This window comes from Halobacillus alkaliphilus (assembly GCF_900113125.1).
Lineage (GTDB): Bacteria > Bacillota > Bacilli > Bacillales > Halobacillaceae > Halobacillus > Halobacillus alkaliphilus.
In genome coordinates this window covers 1-24601 of the sequence record NZ_FOOG01000046.1, presented here as the reverse complement: position 1 = coordinate 24601, position 24601 = coordinate 1, and the positions used below count along the sequence as shown (strand labels likewise).

Below are 24601 nucleotides of genomic sequence, written 5' to 3'. Positions count from 1 at the left end.
GTGATGAGGAGGGCCTCCCTAGTTCCGTTCATTCCTTTCCGAACATATCGCTCCCTCTACTCCGAGAGATTCTTCGATGCTGATTCCAAGGTCATCACATCTTCCGTGGTCTTCACCCGCATGCCCGGGGTTCGACTTCTCCTTGTCCTGCATGCGCAGGGGCTCTTGACGAAGCGGCAGGATTCACTTGATGTTACGATCTGTTCGTTTGCTGATCCAGGGCTCTAACCTTAAGATTTCTCTACCAGTTACCTGTCAGCTACCGAGCGTCTTGGCACTTACTCGGATTGGACTTTCACCAATAAGCAATTAACGGCTTGCTAGGCACGCGGCATGTGCTGAGCCTCCTCAAGCTAACGCTTTCCGGGGTCTCACCGATCATGTTTATCCCACAGGAGTCTCCCCATTCCCCTCCGGACCTGGCCGAATCGAAACTCGAAACGGGTTCACCCTTCACCCCCTTGAGAACAATTAATCACATGGGCGTATATACTTTTTCAGGCTGGAACTATGCGGGATAGCCTATCGTACAAGCATTTTAGGCGATATAAGAAGTATGGGTACTCTCTTTCTGGAGGGTCCGTTCTCCCTAATAAAGTTGGGCTAGTGGGGAAATGGCGAGACTCCCATGGGAGAAGGAGCTAGGTGAGATCCCGCAGAGAGTGAAACGAGCGAGGAAGCTCACCGTTCCCCCATAGGTAAGCGAGTTATTTCCCCACCAGCCCCCTCCTCATATCGTAACGGACCCAATTTATCTCGATATCGAATCTTACAAAATCAGGCCCTATTGCTTAATAAGCCCCTTATAAAAATCAACAATAAACCTTAACAGATCCAATCTTTTATAATAGTCACCTTTAAGTAGAGGTAAGCTATAGGATCACTTAAAACAAAGAACGAGCAGGCGAATATTGGTTCGTATGAGTTTTCCGTCCTTCTTAAATAATAAGTAATGCTTCATGATATCGTTGAGGAGGAAAACGTTTGTTTTACCATATAAAAGAATTACAATATAATGCAAAACCAAGTCAGCCGGACCCGGTGTATGCCAAGAAACTTCAAGAGATCCTGGGAGGCCAGTACGGAGAAATGTCCGTAATGATGCAGTATCTTTTCCAGGGGTGGAATTGCCGTGCAGAAGGTAAATACAGGGATATGATTCTTGATATTGGTACAGAAGAGATGGCTCACGTGGAAATGATCGCAACCATGATCGCACAACTTCTGGATGGTGCGCCTGCAGGCGATCAGGACCAGGCAGCCCAGGACCCAGCGGTAGAAGCGGTTCTTGGCGGAATGAACCCGCAGCACGCCATCGTAAGTGGTTTAGGCGCTCAGCCTAATGACAGTGCGGGATATCCATGGACAGCTCGTTATACCATTGCCAGTGGGAACCTGCTGGCAGACTTTCGTGCCAATTTAAATGCGGAATCTCAAGGAAGACTGCAAGTATGCCGTCTTTATGAGATGACGACAGATCCCAGCGTTAGAGATATGTTGTCCTTCCTCATTGCAAGGGACACGATGCACCAGAATCAATGGATGGCAGCCATCGAAGAACTTGAACAAACTCAGGGCTCAGTAGTACCAAGCACGTTTAACCCACAGTTTGAAAAGCAGGAAGTATCCTACTCCTTCATGAATTACTCAGAAGGCGAGGACAGTCGCACAGGAAGATGGGCAAGCGGACAGACCATGGATGGTCAGGGCCATTTTGAATACATTCAAAACCCTGAATCTATGGGCCAGAAACCATCATTAAATCCTGCGCCCAGCTACATCCACGGCACACCACCAGTAGAAATGAGGAAAATGCAAACGACGAGAGATCAAATCGATCCAAGGATGCAGATCTAACGAACAAGGGGAAACCACAGTGGTTTCCCCTTGTTCGTCCATAGGCTAAAAACAGACGCCCCGTCCGGAGCATCTGTTCCTTTACCTTATCTTCTTAAACTAACGCGGCTTGCTTTGGGCGCGCTGCTTGATAAATGGAAGGAAGTTTGGAAATGTCCATATTCCCACCGCTTACAATCACACCCGCTTGTTTACTTTGAAATTGGCCCTGATGATACAGGGCTCCTGCTAATGCAGAGGCTCCTGCACCTTCCACCAACGTTTTTTCCCGTTCCAGCAAGTGAAGCATCGTTTGAGCGATTTCATGCTCTTCTACGGTGATTACCTGATCCACATACTTCTGGATACAAGGATAGGTAAGCTTTCCTTTTTCCTTGACGGCAATCCCATCAGCAATGGTAGCGACTGATGTTAGTTTTTCAGGTCCATTCTTATAAAAAGAATTATAGACGCATGAAGCTTCGGCAGCCTGTACGCCGATCACCTGAATATCCGGTTTCAGCTGCTTAGCTGCAAAGGACACTCCGCTGATTAATCCGCCGCCCCCAATGGGCACAAACAGCGTATCGATGTCCGGCTGCTGCTGCAGCATTTCGACCGCAATCGTCGCTTGTCCGGCCATCACGTCATAATCATCGAATGGATGAAGGAAAGTTGCTCCACTCTCTTTTTGTTCCAAAAGAGCAGCGGTATAAGCTTCCTGAAACGATTCTCCGGTCAATACCACCGTGGCACCATACCCTTCGGTTGCTTCAACCTTCGCGCGCGGCGTCGCTTCCGGCATGAATATGCGGGCGCTGATCCCTCTTTTACGGGCGGCTACAGCGACACCCTGGGCATGGTTGCCGGCAGAAGCGGCAATAACCCCTCGTTCAGCTTCCTCTTGTGATAAGCAGGCCACTTTATAGGAAGCTCCTCTTACTTTAAAAGCTCCTGTTTTCTGCTGATTTTCCATCTTCAGATAGACTTGCTGACCGGCTTGCTGATTAAATGTAGAGGAGGTCTCTAGCGGAGTCCGGTGCACCACTCCTTGTAATTTTTCATGAGCCTCCATCACTTTAGCTAGCGTTAAGAAATCCCCAACGTCTTCACTCCCTTTGTATTATTTTCGTATTGGTCAATTTTGTCTTCGTGGGTCAAGGTGACCGCGATTTCATCCCAGCCATTGAGTAACATTTCTTTGTGATACGGCTGGATATCAAAATTAACTTCTAATTCCCTACCATAAACGACTTGTTTTTCCAAATCAACCGATAATCCATAAATTTCAGCTTCTGCTTTTTCCATTAATTTCTCTACTGCAGAATTCGGCAGCTGGATCGGCAGAATTCCATTTTTAAAGCAGTTATTATAGAAGATATCCGCAAAACTCGGAGCAATCACTACTTTAAAACCATAATCTTGAATGGCCCAGGGCGCGTGCTCCCTTGAAGAGCCGCAACCGAAGTTTTCACCTCCCACCAGGATGGATGCGTCATTATACTTGGGATCATTCAATGAGAAATTTTCTTTCAATGAACCATCATCATTAAAACGCCAGTTGTAAAAAAGAAACTGTCCAAACCCGGTTCGTTCAATTCGCTTCAAAAATTGCTTAGGAATAATCTGATCGGTATCAACGTTGGATCGATTCAGTGGATAGACGATTCCGTGATGCTTTTTCAAAGGTTCCATCTGCTCACCCTCCTAAACGGTACTCATCTGTTTTCTGACGTCTACGAAGCGGCCTTCCAGTGCAGCTGCTGCTGCCATTTCAGGACTGACCAGATGGGTTCTGGCTCCATTACCCTGACGTCCTTCGAAGTTTCGGTTTGAGGTCGAGGCACAGCGTTCGCCCGGCGGGACGATATCGTCATTCATCGCCAGACACATGCTGCAGCCTGCGTCTCTCCATTCGAAACCGGCGTCTATAAATATTTTATCCAATCCTTCTTTTTCAGCTGCCTGCTTTACGGATTGGGAACCTGGTACAACCAGCGCTCTGATCCCTTCGTGGACACGGCCGCCTTTCACAATATCAGCGGCTTTTCTCAAGTCGCTGATCCTTGAATTGGTGCAGGAACCGATAAATACATGTTCAATAGGAATGGATTGAATGGTTTGATTCGCTTCCAGCCCCATATACTCCAGGGCACGCTCGATGCTGTCTTTTTCATCATCACTTTCGGCATTGAGTGGATCCGGTACTTGAGCGGAGACAGGTACACAGTGGGAAGGATTTGTTCCCCAGGTTACCTGCGGCTCGATTTCATCGGCGTGGATTTCAAGTTCCATATCGTAACGTGCGCCTGGATCAGATGCAAGGTTAAGCCACTGCTGGGCAGCCTTATCGAATTCTTCCCCTTCTGGCACGTAACGTTTCCCTCTCAAGTACTCGACTGTCGTCTCATCCGGGCTGATTAATCCAGCTCTTGCGCCTGCTTCAATGGACATGTTGCAAATCGTCATTCGTTCTTCCATGGACAAGTTACGGATCGCTTCGCCCGTATATTCAATCACATGACCGGTTCCAAAGCGAACACCGAAACGACCAATGACCGCAAGGATTAAGTCTTTCGCTGTTACGCCTGTACCTAACTTGCCATCGATATGAATTTGAAGTGTCTTTGGAGGCGCCTGCCAGATCGACTGGGTGGCAAGCACGTGCTCCACTTCACTCGTACCGATTCCAAAAGCAAGTGCACCAAAGGCTCCGTGAGTAGAGGTATGGCTGTCGCCGCAGACAATGGTTTTGCCTGGCTGAGTTAAGCCAAGCTCCGGCCCGATAACGTGGACAATCCCTTGATCGGGGTGGTTAATATCGGCCAGGCTAATGCCGAATTCTTCACAGTTTTCTTTAAGTGTCTCCATTTGCTTTTTGGAAATCTGATCTTTAATCACGTTCCTGTGAATAGTTGGCACGTTGTGATCCATGGTGGCATACGTCAGGTCCGGCCGGCGGACTTTCCTCCCGCTCAGGCGCAGACCTTCAAACGCCTGGGGAGAGGTGACCTCATGAATCAGATGCAAGTCGATATAGAGGAGGTTCGGCTTCCCTTCTTCTTCATGAACGACATGCTGATCCCAAACTTTCTCAATAATTGTTTTCGGTTGACTCAATGTGTACCGCTCCCTTCTTCGAATATTACACGTAGCACCTCATGATATTTTCAGTCGTGTCACTCGTGCTTAATTGTTCAATCACTTTATTCGCAAGTTCACTTCCACTGACCGGAATGCCCCCGCTGATGTTAAGGTCGGCCGTATGGTAGCGCGCTGCTAACACGTCTTGTACGGCTTTCTCAACTTGTTCTGCTTCTTCTTCCAGTTTAAAGGAATGCTTCAGCATCATCGCAACAGATAAGATCGATGCCAGTGGGTTTGCTTTGTTTTGACCGGCGATGTCCGGTGCAGAACCGTGAACCGGTTCGTATAAGCCCAGGCCATCTTTTCTGATACTTGCCGATGGAAGCATGCCGAGTGACCCGGTTAATACAGACGCTTCGTCACTTAAAATGTCTCCGAACATGTTCTCTGTCACAATGACGTCAAAGTAAGAAGGATTCGTTACCAGCTTCATCGCTGCGGCATCCACAAGCATATGCTCAACTGTTACTTCCGGATACTCCTGCTTCTTCTCTTCAACGATCTCGCGCCACATTCGGCTCGATTCTAATACGTTTGCTTTATCCACAGAGGTCAGATGGTTTCTTCTAAGTCTGGCACTCTGGAACGCCTGCTCAACGATTCGCTCGATTTCATGTCTCGAATACGCCAGCGTATCGACAACCTCAGCGTCGTTGTTTCTTCTTTCACTCGGTTCCCCGAAATAGAGTCCTCCTGTTAATTCCCTGACGATCAGCAGATCACTTCCTGTGACGACTTCAGTTTTTAAGGGGGACGCGTGGAGGAGCTGCTGGAACGCCTTTACCGGCCGCAGATTAGCGAAAAGTCCCAGCTGCTTACGAATGCCGAGCAGTCCTTTTTCAGGACGCATATGACCAGGCAGGTCATCCCACTTCGGACCGCCTACAGCTCCTAAAAATACAGCATCCGCTTTATGACAAGCTTCAATCGTATCTTCCGGTAAAGGGGTGCCGTCCTGATCAATGGCGCTCCCTCCGATATTGTGTGTTTCGAAGGTGAACGTGTGCTGATGCTGCTCAGCTATCGCTTCCAGCACGCGCTTAGCGGCTCTTGCTACTTCGGGACCGATCCCGTCTCCCGGTAAAAGTACAATGTGCTTTTTCATAACATTTCCCCCTTTATACTTGAACCTGCTTTTGAACTGGTTCCGTGTTCTTTCTATATAATGTGCGGTTGACGGCATTTAAGAACGCATGCGCAGAAGCTTCAAGAACATCCTGAGCAGAACCTCGTCCAGAAGCCTTCACGCCGTCTACTGTTAATTGCACGTGCACTTCTGCCAATGCATCTCGTCCTCTTCCAATTGAGCTTAACTGGTAATCCTGTAAATGCACGTCGGCATCGATCAAATCATCCAGCGTGTTGTAGATGGCTTCTACACTGCCATCTCCTGTATTGGCTTTCTCGACTTCTTCGCCATCCGGCTTGGTAAGAAGTACCGTGGCTGTCGGTCGATTGATGCTCCCGTATTGAACTTGGAAGGCTTTCAACTCGTATTTCGGCTGATCTTTGTCTTCGGTCTGCGTATCGGTCAGGATGGCAAACAAATCGTCGTCGGTGACTTCTTTCTTCTTCGCCGTTAAGTTCTTGAAGGATTCGAACGCTTCCTTCAATTTCTCATCCGTCAACTCATAGCCCATGGATTCGGCTTTCTGTTTGAAAGCGTGACGACCGGAGTGTTTCCCCATCACCATACGATTGGAATCGATTCCCACCATCGCTGGGGTAATGATTTCGTAAGTGGACGAGTCTTTCAACATACCATCCTGGTGAATGCCGGATTCGTGAGCAAATGCGTTACGGCCGACAACTGCTTTATTCCCTGGAACCATCATACCAGTCATGCGGCTGACCAAATCACTCGTTCTTTTAATCTCTTTTAATACAAGGTTCGTTTGATAATCGTAACGGTCTTTACGGATTTCAAGAGCGACTCCGATTTCCTCAAGTGCCGCGTTTCCAGCACGTTCACCGATTCCGTTAATGGTGCCTTCGATCTGGCGTACCCCGTTTTCAATCGCAGCAATCGAGTTGCTGACAGCCATGCCTAGATCATCGTGGCAGTGAGCGGAAAGAATAGCCTTATCGATATTCGGAACGCGTTCTATTACTTCACGGAACATGCGACCGTATTCATCCGGCGTTGAATACCCAACTGTATCTGGAAGGTTAATGACAGATGCGCCGGCATCAATGACTTTCTCAATAATGTGGACAAGAAAATCGATATCGGTTCGGCTCGCATCCTCTGCGGACCACTGAACGTGAGGGAATTTCTCTTTCGCGTAAGATACAGCTTCTACCGCTGTTTCCACCACTTCATCTGGTGTTTTCTTAAGCTTATGCGTCATATGAATGGCTGAGGTAGCCAAGAACACGTGAAGTCTTGGTTCTGCTCCGCCTTTCAAGGCTTCCCAGGCAATGTCGATATCTTTTTTGTGAGCTCTCGCAAGCCCCGTTACTGAAACGTTTCTCACCGTGTTCGCAATCTCACGGACGGATTCGAATTCTCCCTGGGAGGAAGCAGGAAATCCCGCTTCCATAATGTCTACCCCAAGGCGTTCCAGCTGCTTCGCAATCTCCAATTTTTCCAGGCGGTCCAAGTTTACGCCAGCTGACTGTTCTCCGTCTCTAAGAGTTGTATCGAATACGTTAACGTGAGCCATGAGAGACCACTTCCTTTTCTTTAGATTGAGATTTCTTAACAAAAGGCATTAACTCTCGGAGTTCTCTACCCACCTTTTCAATTGGATGATTGCTCTCCAAGTTATTGATCGCTTCGAATTCTGGACGATTCACTTTATTTTCTAGGATCCAGCCCTTAGCGAATTTACCGGTCTGGATATCCTGCAGTACATCTTTCATGCGGGCTTTTGTATCTTCGTTGATGACGCGCGGTCCAGATACGAAGTCACCCCATTGTGCTGTATCGGAGATGGAATAACGCATGCCTTCAAGTCCACCTTCATACATCAAGTCAACGATCAGCTTCAGCTCGTGCATACATTCGAAGTACGCCACTTCTGGCTGGTAGCCTGCTTCGGTTAATGTTTCAAATCCGGCTTTTACAAGGCTTGTTAATCCTCCGCATAGTACGGCCTGTTCACCGAATAGATCCGTTTCTGTTTCTTCCTGGAAGCTTGTTTCCAGTACGCCGGCACGACCGCCGCCGATTCCTTTAGCGTAAGCTAGTGCGATCTCTTTCGCTTCACCGGATACGTCCTGCTCTACTCCAATCAGAGCGGGTACGCCTGCGCCTTCTTCAAATGTTCTTCTTACAAGGTGTCCCGGCCCTTTTGGAGCTACTAGGAATACATCAACGTTTGATGGAGGAACTACCTGGTTGAAGTGAACGTTGAAGCCGTGGGCGAATGCAAGAGCTGCATTTTCTTTCAAGTTCGGCTTAATGGATTCCTCAAAAACGGTCGGCTGGTGTTCATCTGGTAAAAGAACCATAACCACGTCTGCGTCTGCTACGGCATCCGCTACTTCTTTCACTTCCAGTCCATCCTGTTCGGCTTTATCCCAGGACTTTCCTTTTCTTAGTCCAACGACAACGTTATGGCCGCTTTCCTTTAAGTTTTGTGCGTGAGCGTGCCCTTGTGAGCCATAGCCTACAACAGCAACCTTCTTATTTTGTAGAACCTCATCTTGGATATCATTGTGGTAGTAAACATGTGCCATTTAAAATCTTCCTTTCTGTAATAGAGTAATTAGTTTAATAGAGAATAAGATTTTACTTCTGCTTGTTGAGGCTGATTTCCTCGTTTGAAGGCGGTTAAGCCGGTTCTTGCAAGTTCTTTAACACCATAAGGTCGTAAGAGTTCAATCAGCGCATCGACCTTATCGGACTTTCCTGTAACCTGAACCGTGACGCTTTCTTTACTTACGTCAATAATCGTAGCGCGGAACGGTTCGATAATGCCCTGAATTTCACTTCGTATCTGCGGGTTGCTGATTACTTTGACCAGGGCAAGTTCCCGGGCGACAATCGCATTGTCTGTAATATCGGAAACCTTCAGGACATCAATCTGTTTATTCAGCTGCTTCGTCAGCTGTTCCAGTTTGCGGTTATCTTCCACATCGACCACGAACGTCATTTTGGAAACGCCCTCTGTCTCGGTGCGGCCGACAGATATACTTTCAATGTTGAACTGCCGCTTAGCCAGCAGCCCTGTTACTCGGTTTAATACGCCGCTGCGATTATGAACGATCGCAGTAACAATCCTTTTCATGGTTTCACCCCGATCATTTCGTGAAGTCCTTTTCCTGGTGCGATCATTGGATACACATTTTCACTTTGAAGTACTCGGCAATCTACAACGGCCGGCTTATCATTGGCAAGGATGTCCGGAAGTACCTCTTCAAGTGTTTTCGGTGAGTCAATGAAGTAACCAGGAATCTGATAACTTTCCGCAAGTTTTACAAAGTCAGGCTGCGTATCGATGATGGAAGAAGAGAAACGACCATCGTAAAACTTCTCCTGCCACTGACGAACCATGCCGAGAGCCTGATTATTTACAATGATGATCTTCACTGGCAAGCCGCGTTCTTGAAGAACGGACAGCTCTTGAAGTGTCATTTGGAAACCGCCGTCCCCTACGATAGCAACACAAGTGGATTCCAAGTCCGCCAGTTGTGCGCCGATCGCTGCCGGGAATCCATATCCCATCGTGCCTAAGCCGCCTGACGTTACCCAGCGGTTCGGCTCATCAAAATGGTAATACTGAGCCGCCCACATCTGGTGCTGTCCAACGTCGGTCGTTACAACAGCTTCTCCGCGGGTATAGTCATATACTTTCTTGACCAGCCACTGAGGGACAATATCTTCATCTTTCTGGTGATACCACAGTGGATAATCCGCTTTACGCGCCCAGCTCTGATCCAGCCATTCCTTATGATCAAGGCTTGTCACTTCTTTGTTATTTAATGCCTTCAAGGCGGCCTTGGCATCGGATACGATCGGGATCGATGCCGGAACGTTTTTCCCGATTTCTGCCGGGTCGATATCAACGTGAGCCACTTTGGCCGTCGGTGCAAAATGCTTCAAGTTCCCTGTCAGACGATCATCAAAGCGGGCCCCAATGTTAATAAGAAGATCACATTCATAAAGAGCCATATTAGCGGCGTACGTTCCATGCATGCCTCCCATGCCCAGCGACAATCGATCGCTGCCTGGATAACTGCCTAGGCCTAGCAAGGTAGATACGACCGGGATTTCATAGTTCCTTACGAAGGTTCTAAGTTCTTCCGAAGCTCCCGCATGGATAATACCTGAACCAGTTAAAATAACAGGTTTTTTCGCTTGCTTTAACGCGTCGTGAAGCTTCGTGATCTGGAGTGGATTCGGTTTCAGTGTCGGCTGATAGCCCGGAAGATGAAAGTGATGAATAACATCCTTTGCATACACTTCCGAAGAAATGTCTTTCGGTATATCAACTACTACTGGTCCCGGACGTCCGGTAGTGGCAATGTGAAAGGCTTCTTTCACAATACGCGGAAGCTCCTCGATATTTTGAACCTGGTAATTGTGTTTCGTAATCGGGGTCGTGATGCCCATAATGTCTGACTCCTGGAAAGCATCTGTGCCAATGACTCCTTTAGCCACCTGACCTGTAAAAACAACCAGCGGGATGGAGTCCATCATCGCATCAGCGATGCCGGTTACCAGATTGGTTGCTCCTGGCCCGGAAGTACCGATTACAACACCTGCACGGTTCGCTACTCGAGCATACCCCTCTGCTGCGTGAATCGCTCCCTGTTCATGACGGGGAAGTACGTGATCAAAGCTTCCTTCTGCACGGTAGATGGCGTCATAAATTGGGAGCACGGCACCTCCCGGGTACCCAAATAAAGTATCGACACCTTGTTCAATCAAGGATTCAACTAGCAAATCTGCTCCTGTCTTTGTGGCGGTCTGCTCTTTCACACTTGCCTCTGCCTTCATTTTTTAATCCCTCCTTAGAGTATTTAGAAAATCATTGCGGCCAATCTCTTCCACTATTATTAAAATAAAAAAGACCTTTTCATCCTCACTTCCTCAAATACACGTCGGTATAAGGAAAGAGAGGGGTGAAAAGGTCTCTTACTTTCACGGTACCACCCTCGTTTCGTGAAGCGTATACGCTCCACCTCAGGGAGTTCTCTTAGAACTCCTTTTGATAACAGGTGCGAATAAAAACACCTGGTCCCGCCTACTAGTAAACCGTTCAGCGTGAACACTCAAGGATGATGTCAGAATAAGATGTATTTCCGGGCTTCCAGCAACCCCGGCTCTCTGTGAATACAAGAACTTATTCCTTTATTCCCGTCTTCGTGTTAGTCTCTATTAACTTTTTAAGTCTAGCTTACTTGAACTTTATCTTTGTTGTAGACTTTATAGCCGTCTGTAGTCGTAATCTTACGGAATTCAGAAAGCAGGTGATTGGTTATGACACCTGGCTTTCCATCCCCTACAGGACGTTGATCCACTTCTACCACTGCGATGACCTCTGCAGCTGTGCCTGTTAGAAATACTTCATCAGCTACATATACGTCATGGCGAGTAAATGGCTGTTCTTTCATTTCATAGCCTTTTTCATTGGCAAGATCAATAATTGCATTTCTTGTAATGCCTTCCAGCGCCCCTAAATAAGTAGGCGGTGTATAGATGGTGCTGTTTTTAACGATAAAGATATTGTCTGCTGAGCCTTCTGTTACGTAGCCTTGATCGTTCATCATCAGCGCTTCGTCTACTCCAGCCTGATTTGCTTCCATTTTCACTAGAATATTATTTAAATAGTTTAATGATTTCACTTGAGGCGGAAGTACATCCGGACGGTTTCGTCTGCTGGAAACCGATGCGAGCCTTACCCCGCGCTCATAAAGTTCTTTCGGAAACAAAGCAAGTGCTTCAGCAATGACAACCACTCTTGGATTTGAACAACTGGAAGGGTCTAAACCGAGATTACCCATTCCGCGGGACACAACCACTCGAATGTAGGCTGTTTCCAGCTCGTTCTTGCGGACGGTTTCAGCAATAATCTCTTTCATCTCCTCCTTCTCATAAGGCATTTGAAGCATGATTGATTTTGCTGAATCATAGAGGCGGTTTAAGTGTTCATCTAATTTGAAGATGTTGCCTTCGTAGACACGAATACCTTCGAATACCCCGTCTCCATATAAGAAACCGTGATCGTAAACGGATACGACGGCCTCATTCTTATTTACATATTCGCCGCTTAAATAAATCCATTGGCTGCTCATCCTTAGCACTCCTTTCTTTTCTATATTTAATGTTTGAAACGATAGATTTATGAAGGAAAAAAATAGTGGACCCTGACACAAAAGTTACATTCATTTTTATGCTCAGGGTCCCATGGGGGTCCTTCCACATGATCAACCTTCGTTGGCGTTTCAGAGAATTACCGGTGAAGTTGATTGAGGACTACTTTAAACGGATTTCGCGAGAAAATCAACAGGTTTTACGTAAATTTTCTGAACACTTAGATTATTCAATAAAAAAGTGAAGCGCTTACATGCTTGTATGCCATGAGTTATGCGGCTTCAAGCGCCCTTTCTTTTTTTCTTTTTTATCTTAATTTTTGCATTTATCTTTACTCTTCTGGCAATCTTCCGATGAAATAAAAGAATGGATATCGCTTCACTTTATTAGGTATTTTATAATAGATCATTTTAACCACTAATGATAAACTTATATTTCCAATTATTGGACTAACTACTTAGGAGTCTTGATGCTCCCATAGGAGGAATACATACATGACTATTAAAAATCTCTCTCTATTTAACGAATGCTTTGGTTCTGTCAAAGGAGAAACAAAAAAGTTGGAGAACGCTCATTTGACTCAGCTGCAATCCAGTTCCTTGAATTTTGAATCCAAGGTTCCGCAGCTTGAATACATGTGTTTAATGATGGAAAATATCGTTCTTATGAAAAAGTTAAAAGGAAACGTCTATGCCGGGTTCCAGAAATTTTCTCGTGCCAAAAACGTGTTGGACCGCTTCCAGGCCATGACCCAATATTCAAATGTTTACATTTTCGGTGAGGAAGATGTGCCGATGGATTCTTCCGATGGCATCCACTACATTCCTCTTCCATCCAATAGCAAATTGATTCGCGAATGGTTTTTAGTCATCGACGCGCCCAACTTTAAGTCAATGATGGTCGCTTATGACCTGGATGGTTTTGGCGTGTATAAAATCGAAGAAAGCCGAAACTTTAAAGGAGCGAAGTCCTCAAACCCGAAAGTTGTCGAACATGCGGCGAGCCTGCTAGCTCCTCATGCCCGCTCATTACAAGGAAACGTATAACCCAATTGGAAGAGAAGAAGCTGGATGCTCTTCTCTTCTATTCACCTAAGGAGATGAGTAACTTTGACGTTATCCAAACTACAGCGCACCACGACCATCGGGATTCTAGCCGCCTGCAGCATCATCCTCTATTATTTTAAATTTCCTGTTCCCTTCTTCCCGCCCTTCCTCACCATGGATATTAGTGACATTCCTGCCCTGGTTGGAGCGATCACACTGGGACCCGTTGCAGGCGTAGCCATTCAGTTTCTCAAAAATCTAATAGACTACATCACCCATGGCAGCTACGCAGGACTTCCTGTCGGACAAATGGCTAATTTCTTTTCCGGAGCGCTCATCGTTGGGCTGATTGGAATGTTCTATCATTATCAAAAAAAACTGAATCTATGGAGTTTCGCCATTTCGATTACCGTCTTCTTATCCACGATGTATCTATTAAATTATTATTTTATTCTCCCGTCGATCATGGAGCTGATCGGGGTAACGAAAGAACAGTATGTGAGCCAATTCAAACAATTTAATCCACTGGCTACCAATTTTAAAACCGCCGTGCTTTATGTGATCATACCTTTTAACCTGTTGAAGATTGGGATGATTTATGGAATCGGTCTGCCCTTCTCCTTCCGTCTGGACAGGATCCTTAATTCTAAGAGAAAGCGAGTACATGTATGAAACTAAAACGAGCTATTCCACTTTTGACCATCAGCCTAGCCGTAATCATTTATGGAGCCTTAAGTTATAGTTTATCCTTTTATTTCAAGACTGCCGTCAGCCTTTCCATTTTAGGGGGAATAACTATCGTAACAGCAGCCCTTCTCATCTCCTTATTTTCCACCGCAAAAAACAGTGCCCTGCGGGTAGAGTCCACTCATACGGCTGCAAATGAAAGTAAAGATAAATCCATCCGCCATTCCCTGGAAGAACTTCGTCACGTCGAGGCTCATAGTGAGCATTTGAACAAAATGAATAAACAAGTTACCGAGTCATCCGAACAGGTCAGCACACAGTTGATGGAAATGGTGGAAGATATCCAGATTGAAGGAGAACACTTAACTCAGTTTCAAAGCCAGATGGACAGCATCAATGAAATGATTCAGTCTCTCGGTGAGATCATTGAAACCTCTGCTTCGACCTCTGAAAGTGTTCGCTCCTTGTCGAATGATGGAAAAGAAAAAGTTGATGAATTTAACCATGTGTTTACAGAGATCATTCGGGTTACCGAACAATTTGGCAGTTTTAATGAAAAGCTTCTAAAACAAATGAAAAAAGTAACGGAAGCACTCGGAGCGATCGAATACATCTCCAATCAGACCAATCTGCTGGCTTTAAACGCATCCATAGAAGCAGCAAGAGCAGGAGAGCACGGGAAAGGATTCGGGGTAGTCGCAGACGAAATACGTAAGCTTTCCGCCCAGGTTAAAGAAAGTGCTGACACGATTGAAAATGTCATCAGCCAGGTAAATTCCAGTATCTCCAATCAGAAAAAGTCGTATGAAACAGAAACAGAAGCACTTAATCTAGGGAAAGAAAAAGCCGAAGAAATGACGGAGATTTTCGATCAGGTGATCGGTAATATTTCTGAACTTCACGATCAATCCAAACAGGTTCAAACTCATTCGGCTAACGTTATGAATGAAAAGAAAAAGACCCAGGAAAAATTCGCAGAAATTCACCGTCTCACTCAACAGCTGAGCGCAAACACCGAAGGATCTTCCGAAAAAATCATGGAGCAGCAGACGACGATGATGGAGCTTGATATGACCGCCATGACCATGGTGGAACATATACAGAAAATTAAAGCAAACCTTCAGGAGCATTTACAAACCACCGATAACGTCCGCTGGATCCGCCCGAGTGAATTAAACAAACCTCATAAACAGGAACAAATTCAGAAGGGCTCCTGAATTATTTTTGAAACCATACTGGTCATCCGCCCTCCCAACTCACCTCATTTTTCATAGCCTATCGTATAGGACAAAAAAAGGTGGTGAAAATATGAGCTGGTATGGCGGCTGTGGATACGGCGGCGGTTACGGCGGAGCAAACTACGGAGGTAGTACTTTCGTTTTAATCGTTGTTTTGTTCATTCTATTAATCATTGTTGGAGCTTCTTTTTATCACTAGTATGAATAAAGTAGTGAATCATTGATACCCGTTTTCAGATGGTTCACTACCTTGCCCGGGGGCATATCCGTGCCTTCTGGTCTATTTAAATGTGCGTAAGAGCCAGGCTTTTAAACAAAGAGCCTGGCTCTTTAGGGTGTATAAAGGCTTTTCATTGGAACGACTCCTTTTCCACTGGCAGAATGAATAATTCCCTGGAGCATGGCGCGATTGAGGGTGAGCACGACTCAATTGAGAGGGAGCACGGCCCAATCAAAGGGCAGCATGGCCCAATTGATGCGCAGCACGGCTCAATCAAAGAGCAGCACGGCCCAATCAAAGAGCAGCACGGCTCAATTGAAGTGCAGCACGGCTCAATCGACGATGAGCACGGCACATTTGCGACGAACCCACGCAAAAATCCAACAGAATTAAAAAAGAACTCCAATTTATGGAGTTCTTCTTTTAATATACATATTCACATCCACAGCCTGATTCTACTGTATTTTCCGCTCCGTACTTTGAGTGAGCTGATTTAAGTAGAAATCTTTGAGTGACAGATCAGGTCCAAAAGGAAAAAGCTGTTCATTTCTATCAGATGGCTGTTCCTCTTTAGAGGAATCCTGTTTGGAAGATTCCTGTTTAGCCTGTTCCCCACCAGTTGATTTGTAACTAATGTGAAACTCTTCTTGATAAATAGGGGTTTCATTCATCGCATCTTGCTGCTTCATTCCGGATATCCAAGTCTGGAAGTTATAGGTGCCACGGTCAATAATCACACATAGATCTTCCAGTGACTGAGTCAGCTCTATTAAACAATCCATACCATTTTTTAAGATAATCCCTTGTTTCCTTGCTTTTTCTATCGAATGTTCCAGTTTATAGGGCTCTTCTTTATAACTAAATTCTACATAGCAGCTGCTGCGGTCCCAGTTGAACGTAAAATCTTCAATTTTCAATCGCTTCATCACATTGACCAGATTCGTTTCCACCATACCCTGCTCTTTATACGGCATTAACTTTAATAGACTATTCTTGAACATCCCCACGAACACTCCCTTATTTTTCTGATTTTATAGCGATTCCCTTATACCAATTCAGTTCGACAAAAGGGAGAAAATCCCTGTAAAAATCGTTTTACATTTCTCGCTATGATTTGCAATGATACTCCTCAAAATCCGACATCCCTGGATGTTCTCACCCTTGGTCATACACTTGTTTTCCTCATTAAAATTGAGTTTTCAAGGGGGCTTTGAAATAATAGAACCAGTGTTTTCGGAATGATAGAGTCACAGATAGTCTTGATGGGAGGTTATGGGTCATGAAAGGAAAAGGAATTATTCTCGTCTTCCTGGGAGCAGCAAGTTTCGGATTTACCCCTATATTTGTAAAAACAGGCTTTCAATATGGCTACTCTCTCGGTCAGTTAAATATTGTCCAAATGCTCGCTGCCTTTGTCTTACTGTGGGGCTTGTCATTTTGGAAAGGGCTGCGTGTCAAAGAAATTCGGAGATTGGACCTTGTCAAAGTTGCTGTTACGGGCAGTACGGTTGGACTTACGGGTATCTTTTATTACGGAGCTATGCAGTACCTCCCCGCTTCTATTGCGATTATTCTGCTTTTCCAATTTGTTTGGATCGGTATGCTGTATGAATGGATTTTCACGAAAACTCCACCCGAACGCATTCACTTGGTTTCCCTCATCTTCACACTTACGGGAGTAGTGTTAGCTTCAGGACTTACAGATGGCGGTCTGGAGTTACACCCGGTCGGTCTTCTACTCGGACTGTTGTCAGGGTTTTCCTATGCCGGCTTTATTTTTTTCAGTGGTCAGGTGGCTGTCGATTCCCACCCTGTCCTGCGAAGTTCACTTATGGTGTCGGGATCTTTGGTGCTTGTGTTGCTCATCTTCATCCGCGACATTCCTACCGTCCCCGTCCTGGACATGCGCTTATGGACGATTGGAGTTGGCATTGCCCTTGTCGGAGCCGTTATTCCTCCCCTTTTCTTTGCGGGCGGTGCTCCACTAATTTCGGGTCGTCTTGCTAACGTGCTGAGCTCTGTGGAACTTCCAGTCGCCATTATTTCAGCTATGCTGATTCTTTCAGAAACCGTCACTATTGTGCAGTGGGTCGGCGTTTTTTTAATCCTTGCAGCTATTTTTATAAATGAGTTTGGCGGTAAGCTGGTACAGAGGCAACAACGGCGTCAGGTGAGCTAAATGATTCTGATTTTTCTGCAAAAGATAAACTGTTTAATTTTTGTGAGGAACCCCTATGGTTAAGCGGTTTTCTCACTTAGGCTCTTCTTGTTTCCAAAGCTAACTTTCAAAAAAGCTGTTGACAGATGTTTAAATTTAAACGTACAATATTCTTTAAATTCATAATTTTCTTATCGAGAGCGGTGGAGGAAACTGGTCCTTTGATCCCGCGGCAACCTGTTTTATAAACAAGGTGCTCATTCCAGCAGACATTTTCTGTCTGAAAGATAAGAGCCGGGACGTTTAAACCAACCCTTCTATTTTTCTTACAGAAAAGTAGAAGGGTTTTTTTATATTTAAAAAAGGAGGGGACATTAAATGACAGTTCAGCAAACAGAGAAGAAGTCAGCATTACGTTCGATTAACACACAAAGCAAGCGCACCAGCCAATTTCAGAATGCGCATGCCATTCGGGATTTTACGTTTACAATTGATGAACCCCAAAAACTTGGAGGTTCTAATGAAGCATTAACTCCTATGGAATACATCACTGGATCGCTTAACGGCTGTTTCATGATCGTGGTCGAAATGGTGGCGAAGGAAAAAGGGTTGACGATTGAAAAACTGGAGGCAGCTTCAAGTGGAGATATCGATCACAGAGGATTGTTTGGGACAGCAGATGTGAGCCCCCACTTTCAAACGGTAACGCTTGAGGTGGACGTTACATTTGCAGAGGAAGAAATCGACGAAGAAAATTTTATTCAACTCGTTCAAAAACGCTGCCCAGCTTACAACTTGTTTAAGGATGCAGACGTAAAAATTGAAGTAATCTGGAAAATCAACTAGGAGGTACAAACATGAGTTCATATGGATTTTGGATGATTTCACTTGCCTTATTATACACGCTCGCCCTCATCATCGTAGGTAATGTGGCGAAACGAAAAGCCAACCGCGGCGAACAATACTTTGTAGGGGGACGGACATTTAGATGGTGGACCGTGGCCTTTTGTATAACTGGCCTCTTCTCGGGTTCGACGTACATATCGATTGTCGAGCTTTCCTACCTGACCGGAATTTCAGCCATATGGTATGGCGTAGCAGAAACATTACAAGTCTTACTAATTGCTTTATTATTAATCAAATCTTTCCGTGAAAAGTTAATTGTCACGATCTCAGGACTAATCGGAGATCAATTCGGCAGACGCGCCAAAGCTTTATCAGGTGCGATTACAGCCTTTGCCTTTCCGATGTGGTCTGTCGCTACAGCGATTGCTTTTGCTTCTGCTTTCCACGTGTTTACCGGCGTTTCGTTATCCTTGTCTGTAGCTTTTACTGCTATCTTACTATTTGTTTATTTGCAGTCAGGCGGTATGTGGGCTGTTGCCTTTACACAAACGATGAACACGATTATTTTTGCCATTATGTTTATCATTGGAACCGTGGCATTCTTCATTAACCCAGGCATTTCCGGCTTGCAGCAGCTTGCTGCCGAGCAGCCGAACATGTTTGATTGGGGAGGCGCTGGCCTTCAAGTGATTCTTGTATGGTTTGCCACTTTCCTCGTGAACGTGATTTTAGCTCAGGCAGCTTTTCAGATGGCCTTATCTTGTAAAACGCCTGAAGAAGGACGCAAAGGCTTAATTGTTGCAGAAGTGATGAGCGTTCCTTTTATTCTACTTGGTATTCTATTTGGCTTGTCTGCCGCTGCGGTCGTCCCTGACGCAAGCCTTGGACTCGTTGCTCTTCCTCAATATTTAATGGAAGTACTGCCCGCTCCACTCGTCGGCCTGTTCTTCTTAGGTATCTGGGCTTGTGCTCTCGGATGGGGCGCGCCTTGTCAGTTCTCAGGGGCAACCAGTCTTGGGAAAGACGTCGGAAGCGCCATTTTCCCTGGTGCATCTCCAGAACAGCTTGTTAAATATACCAAATGGTCGCTGCTGTTACTGACAGGACTCATGATCGTCTTCGGCTTCTTGCGCACAGAACAATCCGCGTGGTGGAACGTGCTCGCCTGGACCATGAGAAACTCTGCCACCTTCGCTCCAGTCGTCGCCGCGTTATTCTGGCCGCTTGTCACAAAGCGAGCCGTAATCGGTTCCCTATTTGGCGGGTTCGCTGCAGGCTTAACCTGGTATCATTTAAGTAATTGGCACCCAGCTGATTTCTTCTTAAACATCCACCCGGTTTGGGTAGGTATGAGCGTCAATATTCTCGTCATGGTGCTGTTTACCGTTGCTTTCAATTATGGAAACTGGAAGATTACCAACAGCCGCTCTGTTAAAGGGGCCGCTGTGCTGGCTGCTATTGCCGTGCTGCTTGTTGTCAACGCATTTTTCTATGAATCCCTTCACGCCGCTGGTGTAGTAGGTTTGACACTATTCCTTAATGTACTAGCCGTATTTATCGGAAGCATTATTTATATTAAACCGAAAGTGGCCGAAGCGTCGGTTCAAAAGAAAGTGGTATCTTAATAGATAGGAAGATCCGCTAAGAGGTTTTGGATAAAACCTTAACAAGCGTAAAAAAGCTTAGAGGCTATATGTCTCTAAGCTTTTTTGTAAGGATTTTTTAACAAATGCCCCTCTACACTGCGATACACGATTTAAAGAAATAGTAGAAACGAAATTCCTTACTATCTGAACCTTCTATTCAATCCAAAATTCAAGGTCAAATCTTAAAAGCATGTTACGCTATGAACGATAAGACTTATGGTAATCATATTACTTGCGAGGTGTTGAATATGAAAGTTGGTATCATTGGCTTGGGAGATATAGCTAAAAAAGCTTACTTACCCGTGCTATCTGAAAAAGAAGATATTGAACTGGTGCTTTGCACTAGGAATAGGGACGTATTAGAGACTTTATCCAACAAGTTCAGAATTCAGGAAAAGGTGCAGACAGTAGAAGAACTGCTTAAAAAAGATATCGATGCAGCCATCATCAGCGCGGCTACTGAAGCGCATGTGGAACTAGCAGAAAAGCTGATTATAAATGGAATCAACGTTTACATTGATAAACCTGTTTCTATGAACTTTCATGAAACAGAACGCATAGTCAAGCTCGCTCAAGAACACGGAACGATAGCCATGGTCGGCTTCAATAGAAGATTCATTCCTATGGTCAACGAACTAAAGGATCACGGGAAACCAAGCATGATTCTGATGCAAAAGAACCGATTCGCCCAACCGCAGCCTGTAAGACAGTTCGTGGTTGAGGATTTCATTCATGTCATCGATACACTTAGGTTTTTACTGGACAGAGAGATCGAGGATGTAAAAGTCGAGTCCATTAAAAACGGTGAAATGCTCGATCAATTAGTCATCCAATTGATAGGACAAGGATGTATCGCGATCGGCATCATGAATCGAAACGGCGGTGTGACCGAGGAGATTATTGAGTACACGACTGGACATGATAAATACGTGGTGGATAATCTCACAGAAACCACTCACTACCATGATAAAGAAGTCCGTGTCACAAACTACGGCGGCTGGGACTCTACGTTATATAAGCGCGGCTTTTATCAAATAACTGATCACTTTATCGAATGTGTTCAAAACAACCAAGTGCCTGATCCTTCCATTGAAGATTCGTTGATGACCCATGAAATTTGTGAGCGGATCGTTGAAGCCATTCATTCTACTTGAGTAGCCAGTAAAGCCTCTACTTCTTAATTGTACGAACCGTTCAAGTAGGTTTTCCTCTTTTTTGGTTACATTTACTAAATCCTAATAGTTGATATCTCTACTTCGAGATATTATAATCCTAATGTATTAAAAGCAGACCAATCAACAGGAGGAATTCAACTTATGAACGTACTTGTTATAAAAGCTAATAATCGTCCAGACGGTATTTCTACCAAGATGTATGAAACATTTCTAGAAAATATGAAAGAAACAGATGAGATCAATGTGAGCACGTATGACCTGTTCAACGAGGACATGCCTTACCTCGGTCAGGATTTATTCAGTGCTCTTGGCAAAATGCAAGAAGGTGTCGCTCTGAATGACCTCGAGCAGCGATTGATGGATGCCAAACAGAAAGCAAAAGATGCCATTCAAGAGGCGGATGTAATCGTGGTCGCATTCCCGCTATGGAATTTCACAATTCCAGCAAAACTACAAACATTCGTCGATTATATTGCGGAAGCTGGCTTCACCTTCAGATATACAGAAAGTGGTCCAACGCCGCTTATGACAGATAAACGTGTCATCTTGATGAATGCCCGTGGCGGAAACTATTCAGACCCGTCTATGGCACCAATGGAAATGTCCCTCAACTACATGCGTAATATCTTTGGGGGATTGTTCGGTATGAATGTTAAGAACGAATTAGTCATCGAAGGTCATAATGCTAACCCTGACCAAGCAGAAGAAATAGTACAGGAAGGGCTTGAGAAAGTCGCTCAGCTCGCTTCTGATTTGTCTTACCAAAACGCATAATGCAAGAAATAAGGTCAGCCTCCAACAAAAAGAGGCTGACCTTATTTATCACTGTTAAAGTTCGGTGTAGATATGATTATTAAAAATGAACTTCCATCTATTTGGAAGTTCATTTTTAGTATTGTTTTATACAACTAACGTAAATAGAGATAATGAGAAGTATCGAATAATTATCCAAAAATAAACTGACTTCCCCTATTCTAATCACTGCATTTTTTTCATTTCCCACATTACATTGTAGGAAGAACCACTTTTACTCGCCGCCGATCCTCCACAACTCCTGGGAAAAGCGAGCGCCCTAATTAGATAATCGTTTACGTTTCGCGAAAACTCAATTCCGAGATAACCTTTAAAATTGTTAGGTCTCATTAGTTAAAATAAAATGTTTCCTAATAGACCTAAAAGGATCATTAATACTATTCCCCCGAAGAGAAAATAGCCGCTCAATCTTATGGGTAAGGGGAGTTTCCCTTCACTTGGTTTAGGATAACCCTCATTTTTTTGTTGGTGCTCTATAGCATCATTAAAAGGTTTATCATCGTTATTACTAGACACACTCTCACCTCTATTCAACAAGATTTGTTCTACATCACCCCCAATTATGCCTATCTTAGTAAAATGTGTGAATCCCTTCTACTCTTGACTCGAGGGGACGGCATACAAATTAAAAGGTTCACTTTGGTTTCTCTAGTTTTTTAATGAATTCATTAAGTTCCGTGATCTGGCTGGTTTTTAATATTATTCCTTTTTCATCAGTAATGATATAGGTAGGTGAATCCTCGTATAAGCCTAACAATTCCTCTGTGTTTTTCACATCGCTGACAGAATGGGTTACTTCTATTTTTCGAAAAGGAAAATCCTCTGCTACAGAACTAGGAGAGGCATCGTACCATCCCTTTTCATTAGGTTTGGGATTATAAGTATAAAGTCCATATCCTTCTTCTACTCTCAGTTCCTGTACAATATCCTTTTTAGAATAAGGTGTTACCGTTACCGACTTGGATTTATAGGAAGGCAGTTTACTTGGTTCGCTAAACATAGCATCCATTGTAACCAGTTTTTCCTCATAACCTCCAATTTCCACGGCCACTTTTTGCCCCTGCTTTAAATCATTAAAGGAGTCGACTTCACCTTTTACTTCCAAACCTTTTTCCGGCTTTACTAAAAAAGCTTCAATGGACTTCTGTTGTTTATCCTGGTTTGTATCTTGTGCTTCCTTTAACTCATCTCCGACAAAAACGACAAATGTCTCTTCCTCTTGATCTACTTCGAATAATTTACCCTCTACAGAAACAGTATCATGATTGTTACATCCAGCTAAGAATATAGTTATGATCGTCATAATTGAGGCAATTCCCACTCTCTTATACATAAAAGTCCCCTTAAACTTTAATTAATTACTACTAATATCAGCGTATAACCCCGGTTTTAATGACCCAAAAAGACGATCCTCTCTATTAGAGAAACGCCTCCTTTTCAGTAAGACTTGAAATCAAGATGACTCTTACTCTTTTTTTACTTTAGCAACTGTTAGTTTTATAACGGGTAACATTGATCTCAATTCTCCGTAGCAATTATTTTTCCATCTAATAGGGCTTTTAACTCGAAAGGGACAATAGGTTCGGCTTTTCTTTTAATGAAGAAAAAACGTGTCCCTTCTTTGTCTGATTGTATCAATGGAACGGCTTCTGAACCTCCCTTTCCTGTGGATAAAAGAATCTCATCTACTTCTGGATTTAAAACCATTCCATAGTAGTAACTGTATAACGGTTCATTTCCCTTTGATAGACCAGAAGCACCCCAAACCAATCCGTTCCTTTCTTCTTGGGTGGGATTATATGCTGCATCGCCTAAAAAACCATAATCTCCTGAACCATTTACAACTCTCCAATTCCCCAACCAGTTCTGTTGCAGGAAGCCTACATACATGGCTTTTTCATTTTTAAAGAAAGTCACCCAATCCCCATTAATATTTTCTATGGTTAGTACATTGTAAGGTTGATTAGTCAAATTTTTTGTACTGTTCAATACGTCACTTGGTTGTGGTAACTGTTGATTATTATATACAAGAATAGAAAGAGTGAATAATAGTATTATTACACTCCAGATTGCTACTCTCTTAACCATACTCCCCCTCCATATTGATTATCTAATCGGCAATGCTGTATCAACAACGATTGTTGCAGACTCAATAGCGAGACATCTATTATTGCTTTTTAATAAGTTTACACTAGCTCAGCACCGGTTTACCCTTCCATCATTTTAAGATAGGGTAGATGCTGTTGATTGGCAAAGTGAAGTATCTTTTAATCCTTGCCAACTAACTCCACGACCAGCTTATTCAAAAGATAAACACCTCTAAACAAACAACCGGCAACTATTCCAAATGCAATGATCCCCCAAATAGGGGTCCAGCCATCATCAATAACCAACCTAGTATTACAGTTGAACTACCCCCCACTTACTCGCTGACGCTCCTTGAAGTTGGGGGATTCCTAAGAGCACGAACCTAACGGTTCGTTCAAATGATTAGGCTAGCCCCGTCGCACCGACGGTTGGAAGGA

General features: G+C 44.5%; 24 protein-coding genes and 1 riboswitch. Of the genes, 12 read left to right on the top strand and 12 right to left on the bottom strand.

Annotated elements, in window-relative coordinates:
• Both BMZ06_RS20980 and BMZ06_RS17655 read left to right on the top strand, forming a co-directional pair.
• Positions 1 to 228: hypothetical protein (locus tag BMZ06_RS20980; protein ID WP_217646830.1), on the top strand; the 228-nt coding region annotated here is incomplete at its 5' end.
• 756 nt (positions 229 to 984) lie between these two features.
• Entirely contained in the window at positions 985 to 1857 is an 873-nt protein-coding gene (locus BMZ06_RS17655) for a manganese catalase (RefSeq protein ID WP_089754101.1), read from the top strand.
• Positions 1858 to 1951: 94 nt separating this feature from the next.
• Here the strand turns inward: BMZ06_RS17655 and ilvA are convergent, their stop codons facing one another.
• The 9 genes from ilvA to ilvE all read right to left on the bottom strand — a co-directional run bounded on the left by ilvA (position 1952) and on the right by ilvE (position 12228).
• A complete protein-coding gene (gene ilvA / locus BMZ06_RS17650; RefSeq protein ID WP_089754103.1) occupies positions 1952 to 2911 on the bottom strand; it encodes a threonine ammonia-lyase in 960 nt (319 codons plus the stop codon).
• A gap of 14 nt (positions 2912 to 2925) precedes the next feature.
• A complete protein-coding gene (leuD, locus tag BMZ06_RS17645) occupies positions 2926 to 3531 on the bottom strand; it encodes a 3-isopropylmalate dehydratase small subunit (protein ID WP_089754099.1) in 606 nt (201 codons plus the stop codon).
• A 12-nt stretch (positions 3532 to 3543) separates the two neighbouring features.
• On the bottom strand, positions 3544 to 4956 hold the full coding sequence (gene leuC, locus BMZ06_RS17640) for a 3-isopropylmalate dehydratase large subunit (protein ID WP_089754097.1): 1413 nt from the start codon (positions 4954 to 4956) through the stop codon (positions 3544 to 3546).
• A gap of 25 nt (positions 4957 to 4981) precedes the next feature.
• Positions 4982 to 6088, bottom strand: a complete 1107-nt coding sequence (gene leuB, locus BMZ06_RS17635; RefSeq protein ID WP_089754094.1) for a 3-isopropylmalate dehydrogenase — start codon at positions 6086 to 6088, stop codon at positions 4982 to 4984.
• 13 nt (positions 6089 to 6101) lie between these two features.
• Complete coding sequence (locus tag BMZ06_RS17630; protein WP_089754092.1) at positions 6102 to 7649, bottom strand: 2-isopropylmalate synthase; 1548 nt, start codon at positions 7647 to 7649, stop codon at positions 6102 to 6104.
• A complete protein-coding gene (gene ilvC, locus BMZ06_RS17625) occupies positions 7636 to 8667 on the bottom strand; it encodes a ketol-acid reductoisomerase (protein ID WP_089754090.1) in 1032 nt (343 codons plus the stop codon). The genes BMZ06_RS17630 and ilvC overlap by 14 nt, the downstream gene beginning before the upstream one ends.
• Before the next feature lie 29 nt (positions 8668 to 8696).
• Positions 8697 to 9218, bottom strand: a complete 522-nt coding sequence (ilvN, locus tag BMZ06_RS17620; RefSeq protein ID WP_014642812.1) for an acetolactate synthase small subunit — start codon at positions 9216 to 9218, stop codon at positions 8697 to 8699.
• Positions 9215 to 10930: a biosynthetic-type acetolactate synthase large subunit gene (gene ilvB, locus BMZ06_RS17615; RefSeq protein WP_089754088.1), complete on the bottom strand. Its 1716-nt coding sequence runs from the start codon at positions 10928 to 10930 to the stop codon at positions 9215 to 9217. The genes ilvN and ilvB overlap by 4 nt, the downstream gene beginning before the upstream one ends.
• 395 nt (positions 10931 to 11325) lie before the next feature.
• Positions 11326 to 12228 (bottom strand): branched-chain-amino-acid transaminase, encoded by a 903-nt coding sequence (gene ilvE / locus BMZ06_RS17610; RefSeq protein ID WP_089754086.1) that lies wholly within the window; start codon positions 12226 to 12228, stop codon positions 11326 to 11328.
• A 513-nt stretch (positions 12229 to 12741) separates the two neighbouring features.
• Between ilvE and BMZ06_RS17605 the strand changes: the two genes are divergently transcribed.
• From BMZ06_RS17605 to BMZ06_RS17585, 5 genes are all read left to right on the top strand, one after another.
• A complete protein-coding gene (locus tag BMZ06_RS17605; RefSeq protein ID WP_089754084.1) occupies positions 12742 to 13293 on the top strand; it encodes a DICT sensory domain-containing protein in 552 nt (183 codons plus the stop codon).
• 63 nt (positions 13294 to 13356) lie between these two features.
• Positions 13357 to 13965: an ECF transporter S component gene (locus BMZ06_RS17600; protein ID WP_089754082.1), complete on the top strand. Its 609-nt coding sequence runs from the start codon at positions 13357 to 13359 to the stop codon at positions 13963 to 13965.
• Complete coding sequence (locus tag BMZ06_RS17595) at positions 13962 to 15197, top strand: methyl-accepting chemotaxis protein (RefSeq protein WP_089754080.1); 1236 nt, start codon at positions 13962 to 13964, stop codon at positions 15195 to 15197. Before BMZ06_RS17600 ends, BMZ06_RS17595 begins: the two co-directional genes overlap by 4 nt.
• Positions 15198 to 15288: 91 nt before the next feature.
• Positions 15289 to 15417: a YjcZ family sporulation protein gene (locus tag BMZ06_RS17590; protein WP_089754077.1), complete on the top strand. Its 129-nt coding sequence runs from the start codon at positions 15289 to 15291 to the stop codon at positions 15415 to 15417.
• 182 nt (positions 15418 to 15599) lie between these two features.
• Positions 15600 to 15935: a hypothetical protein gene (locus BMZ06_RS17585; protein ID WP_139205854.1), complete on the top strand. Its 336-nt coding sequence runs from the start codon at positions 15600 to 15602 to the stop codon at positions 15933 to 15935.
• Here BMZ06_RS17585 and BMZ06_RS17580 read toward each other — a convergent pair.
• Positions 15894 to 16439, bottom strand: a complete 546-nt coding sequence (locus tag BMZ06_RS17580; protein WP_089754073.1) for a hypothetical protein — start codon at positions 16437 to 16439, stop codon at positions 15894 to 15896. The genes BMZ06_RS17585 and BMZ06_RS17580 overlap by 42 nt on opposite strands.
• A 278-nt stretch (positions 16440 to 16717) precedes the next feature.
• Here BMZ06_RS17580 and BMZ06_RS17575 point away from each other — a divergent pair, with 278 nt between their 5' ends.
• From BMZ06_RS17575 to BMZ06_RS17555, 5 genes are all read left to right on the top strand, one after another.
• Positions 16718 to 17617 (top strand): EamA family transporter, encoded by a 900-nt coding sequence (locus BMZ06_RS17575; RefSeq protein ID WP_089754071.1) that lies wholly within the window; start codon positions 16718 to 16720, stop codon positions 17615 to 17617.
• 167 nt (positions 17618 to 17784) lie between these two features.
• Positions 17785 to 17890, top strand: a riboswitch (SAM riboswitch).
• A gap of 84 nt (positions 17891 to 17974) precedes the next feature.
• The gene (locus BMZ06_RS17570; protein WP_089754069.1) at positions 17975 to 18442 is read left to right on the top strand and encodes an OsmC family protein; all 468 of its coding nucleotides are present in this window, start codon (positions 17975 to 17977) and stop codon (positions 18440 to 18442) included.
• Between the two features lie 11 nt (positions 18443 to 18453).
• Entirely contained in the window at positions 18454 to 20067 is a 1614-nt protein-coding gene (locus BMZ06_RS17565) for a sodium:solute symporter family protein (protein WP_089754067.1), read from the top strand.
• Positions 20068 to 20336: 269 nt separating this feature from the next.
• Positions 20337 to 21242 carry a Gfo/Idh/MocA family protein gene (locus BMZ06_RS17560; RefSeq protein WP_089754065.1) on the top strand — a complete coding sequence of 302 codons (906 nt, stop codon included), beginning with the start codon at positions 20337 to 20339 and terminating at the stop codon, positions 21240 to 21242.
• Between the two features lie 162 nt (positions 21243 to 21404).
• The gene (locus BMZ06_RS17555) at positions 21405 to 22037 is read left to right on the top strand and encodes an FMN-dependent NADH-azoreductase (RefSeq protein ID WP_089754062.1); all 633 of its coding nucleotides are present in this window, start codon (positions 21405 to 21407) and stop codon (positions 22035 to 22037) included.
• 673 nt (positions 22038 to 22710) lie between these two features.
• Here the strand turns inward: BMZ06_RS17555 and BMZ06_RS17545 are convergent.
• Together BMZ06_RS17545 and BMZ06_RS17540 are read right to left on the bottom strand one after the other, a co-directional pair.
• Positions 22711 to 23409: a hypothetical protein gene (locus BMZ06_RS17545; RefSeq protein WP_089754058.1), complete on the bottom strand. Its 699-nt coding sequence runs from the start codon at positions 23407 to 23409 to the stop codon at positions 22711 to 22713.
• A gap of 185 nt (positions 23410 to 23594) precedes the next feature.
• Positions 23595 to 24164 (bottom strand): hypothetical protein, encoded by a 570-nt coding sequence (locus BMZ06_RS17540; protein ID WP_089754056.1) that lies wholly within the window; start codon positions 24162 to 24164, stop codon positions 23595 to 23597.
• Positions 24165 to 24601: the final 437 nt, after the last annotated feature.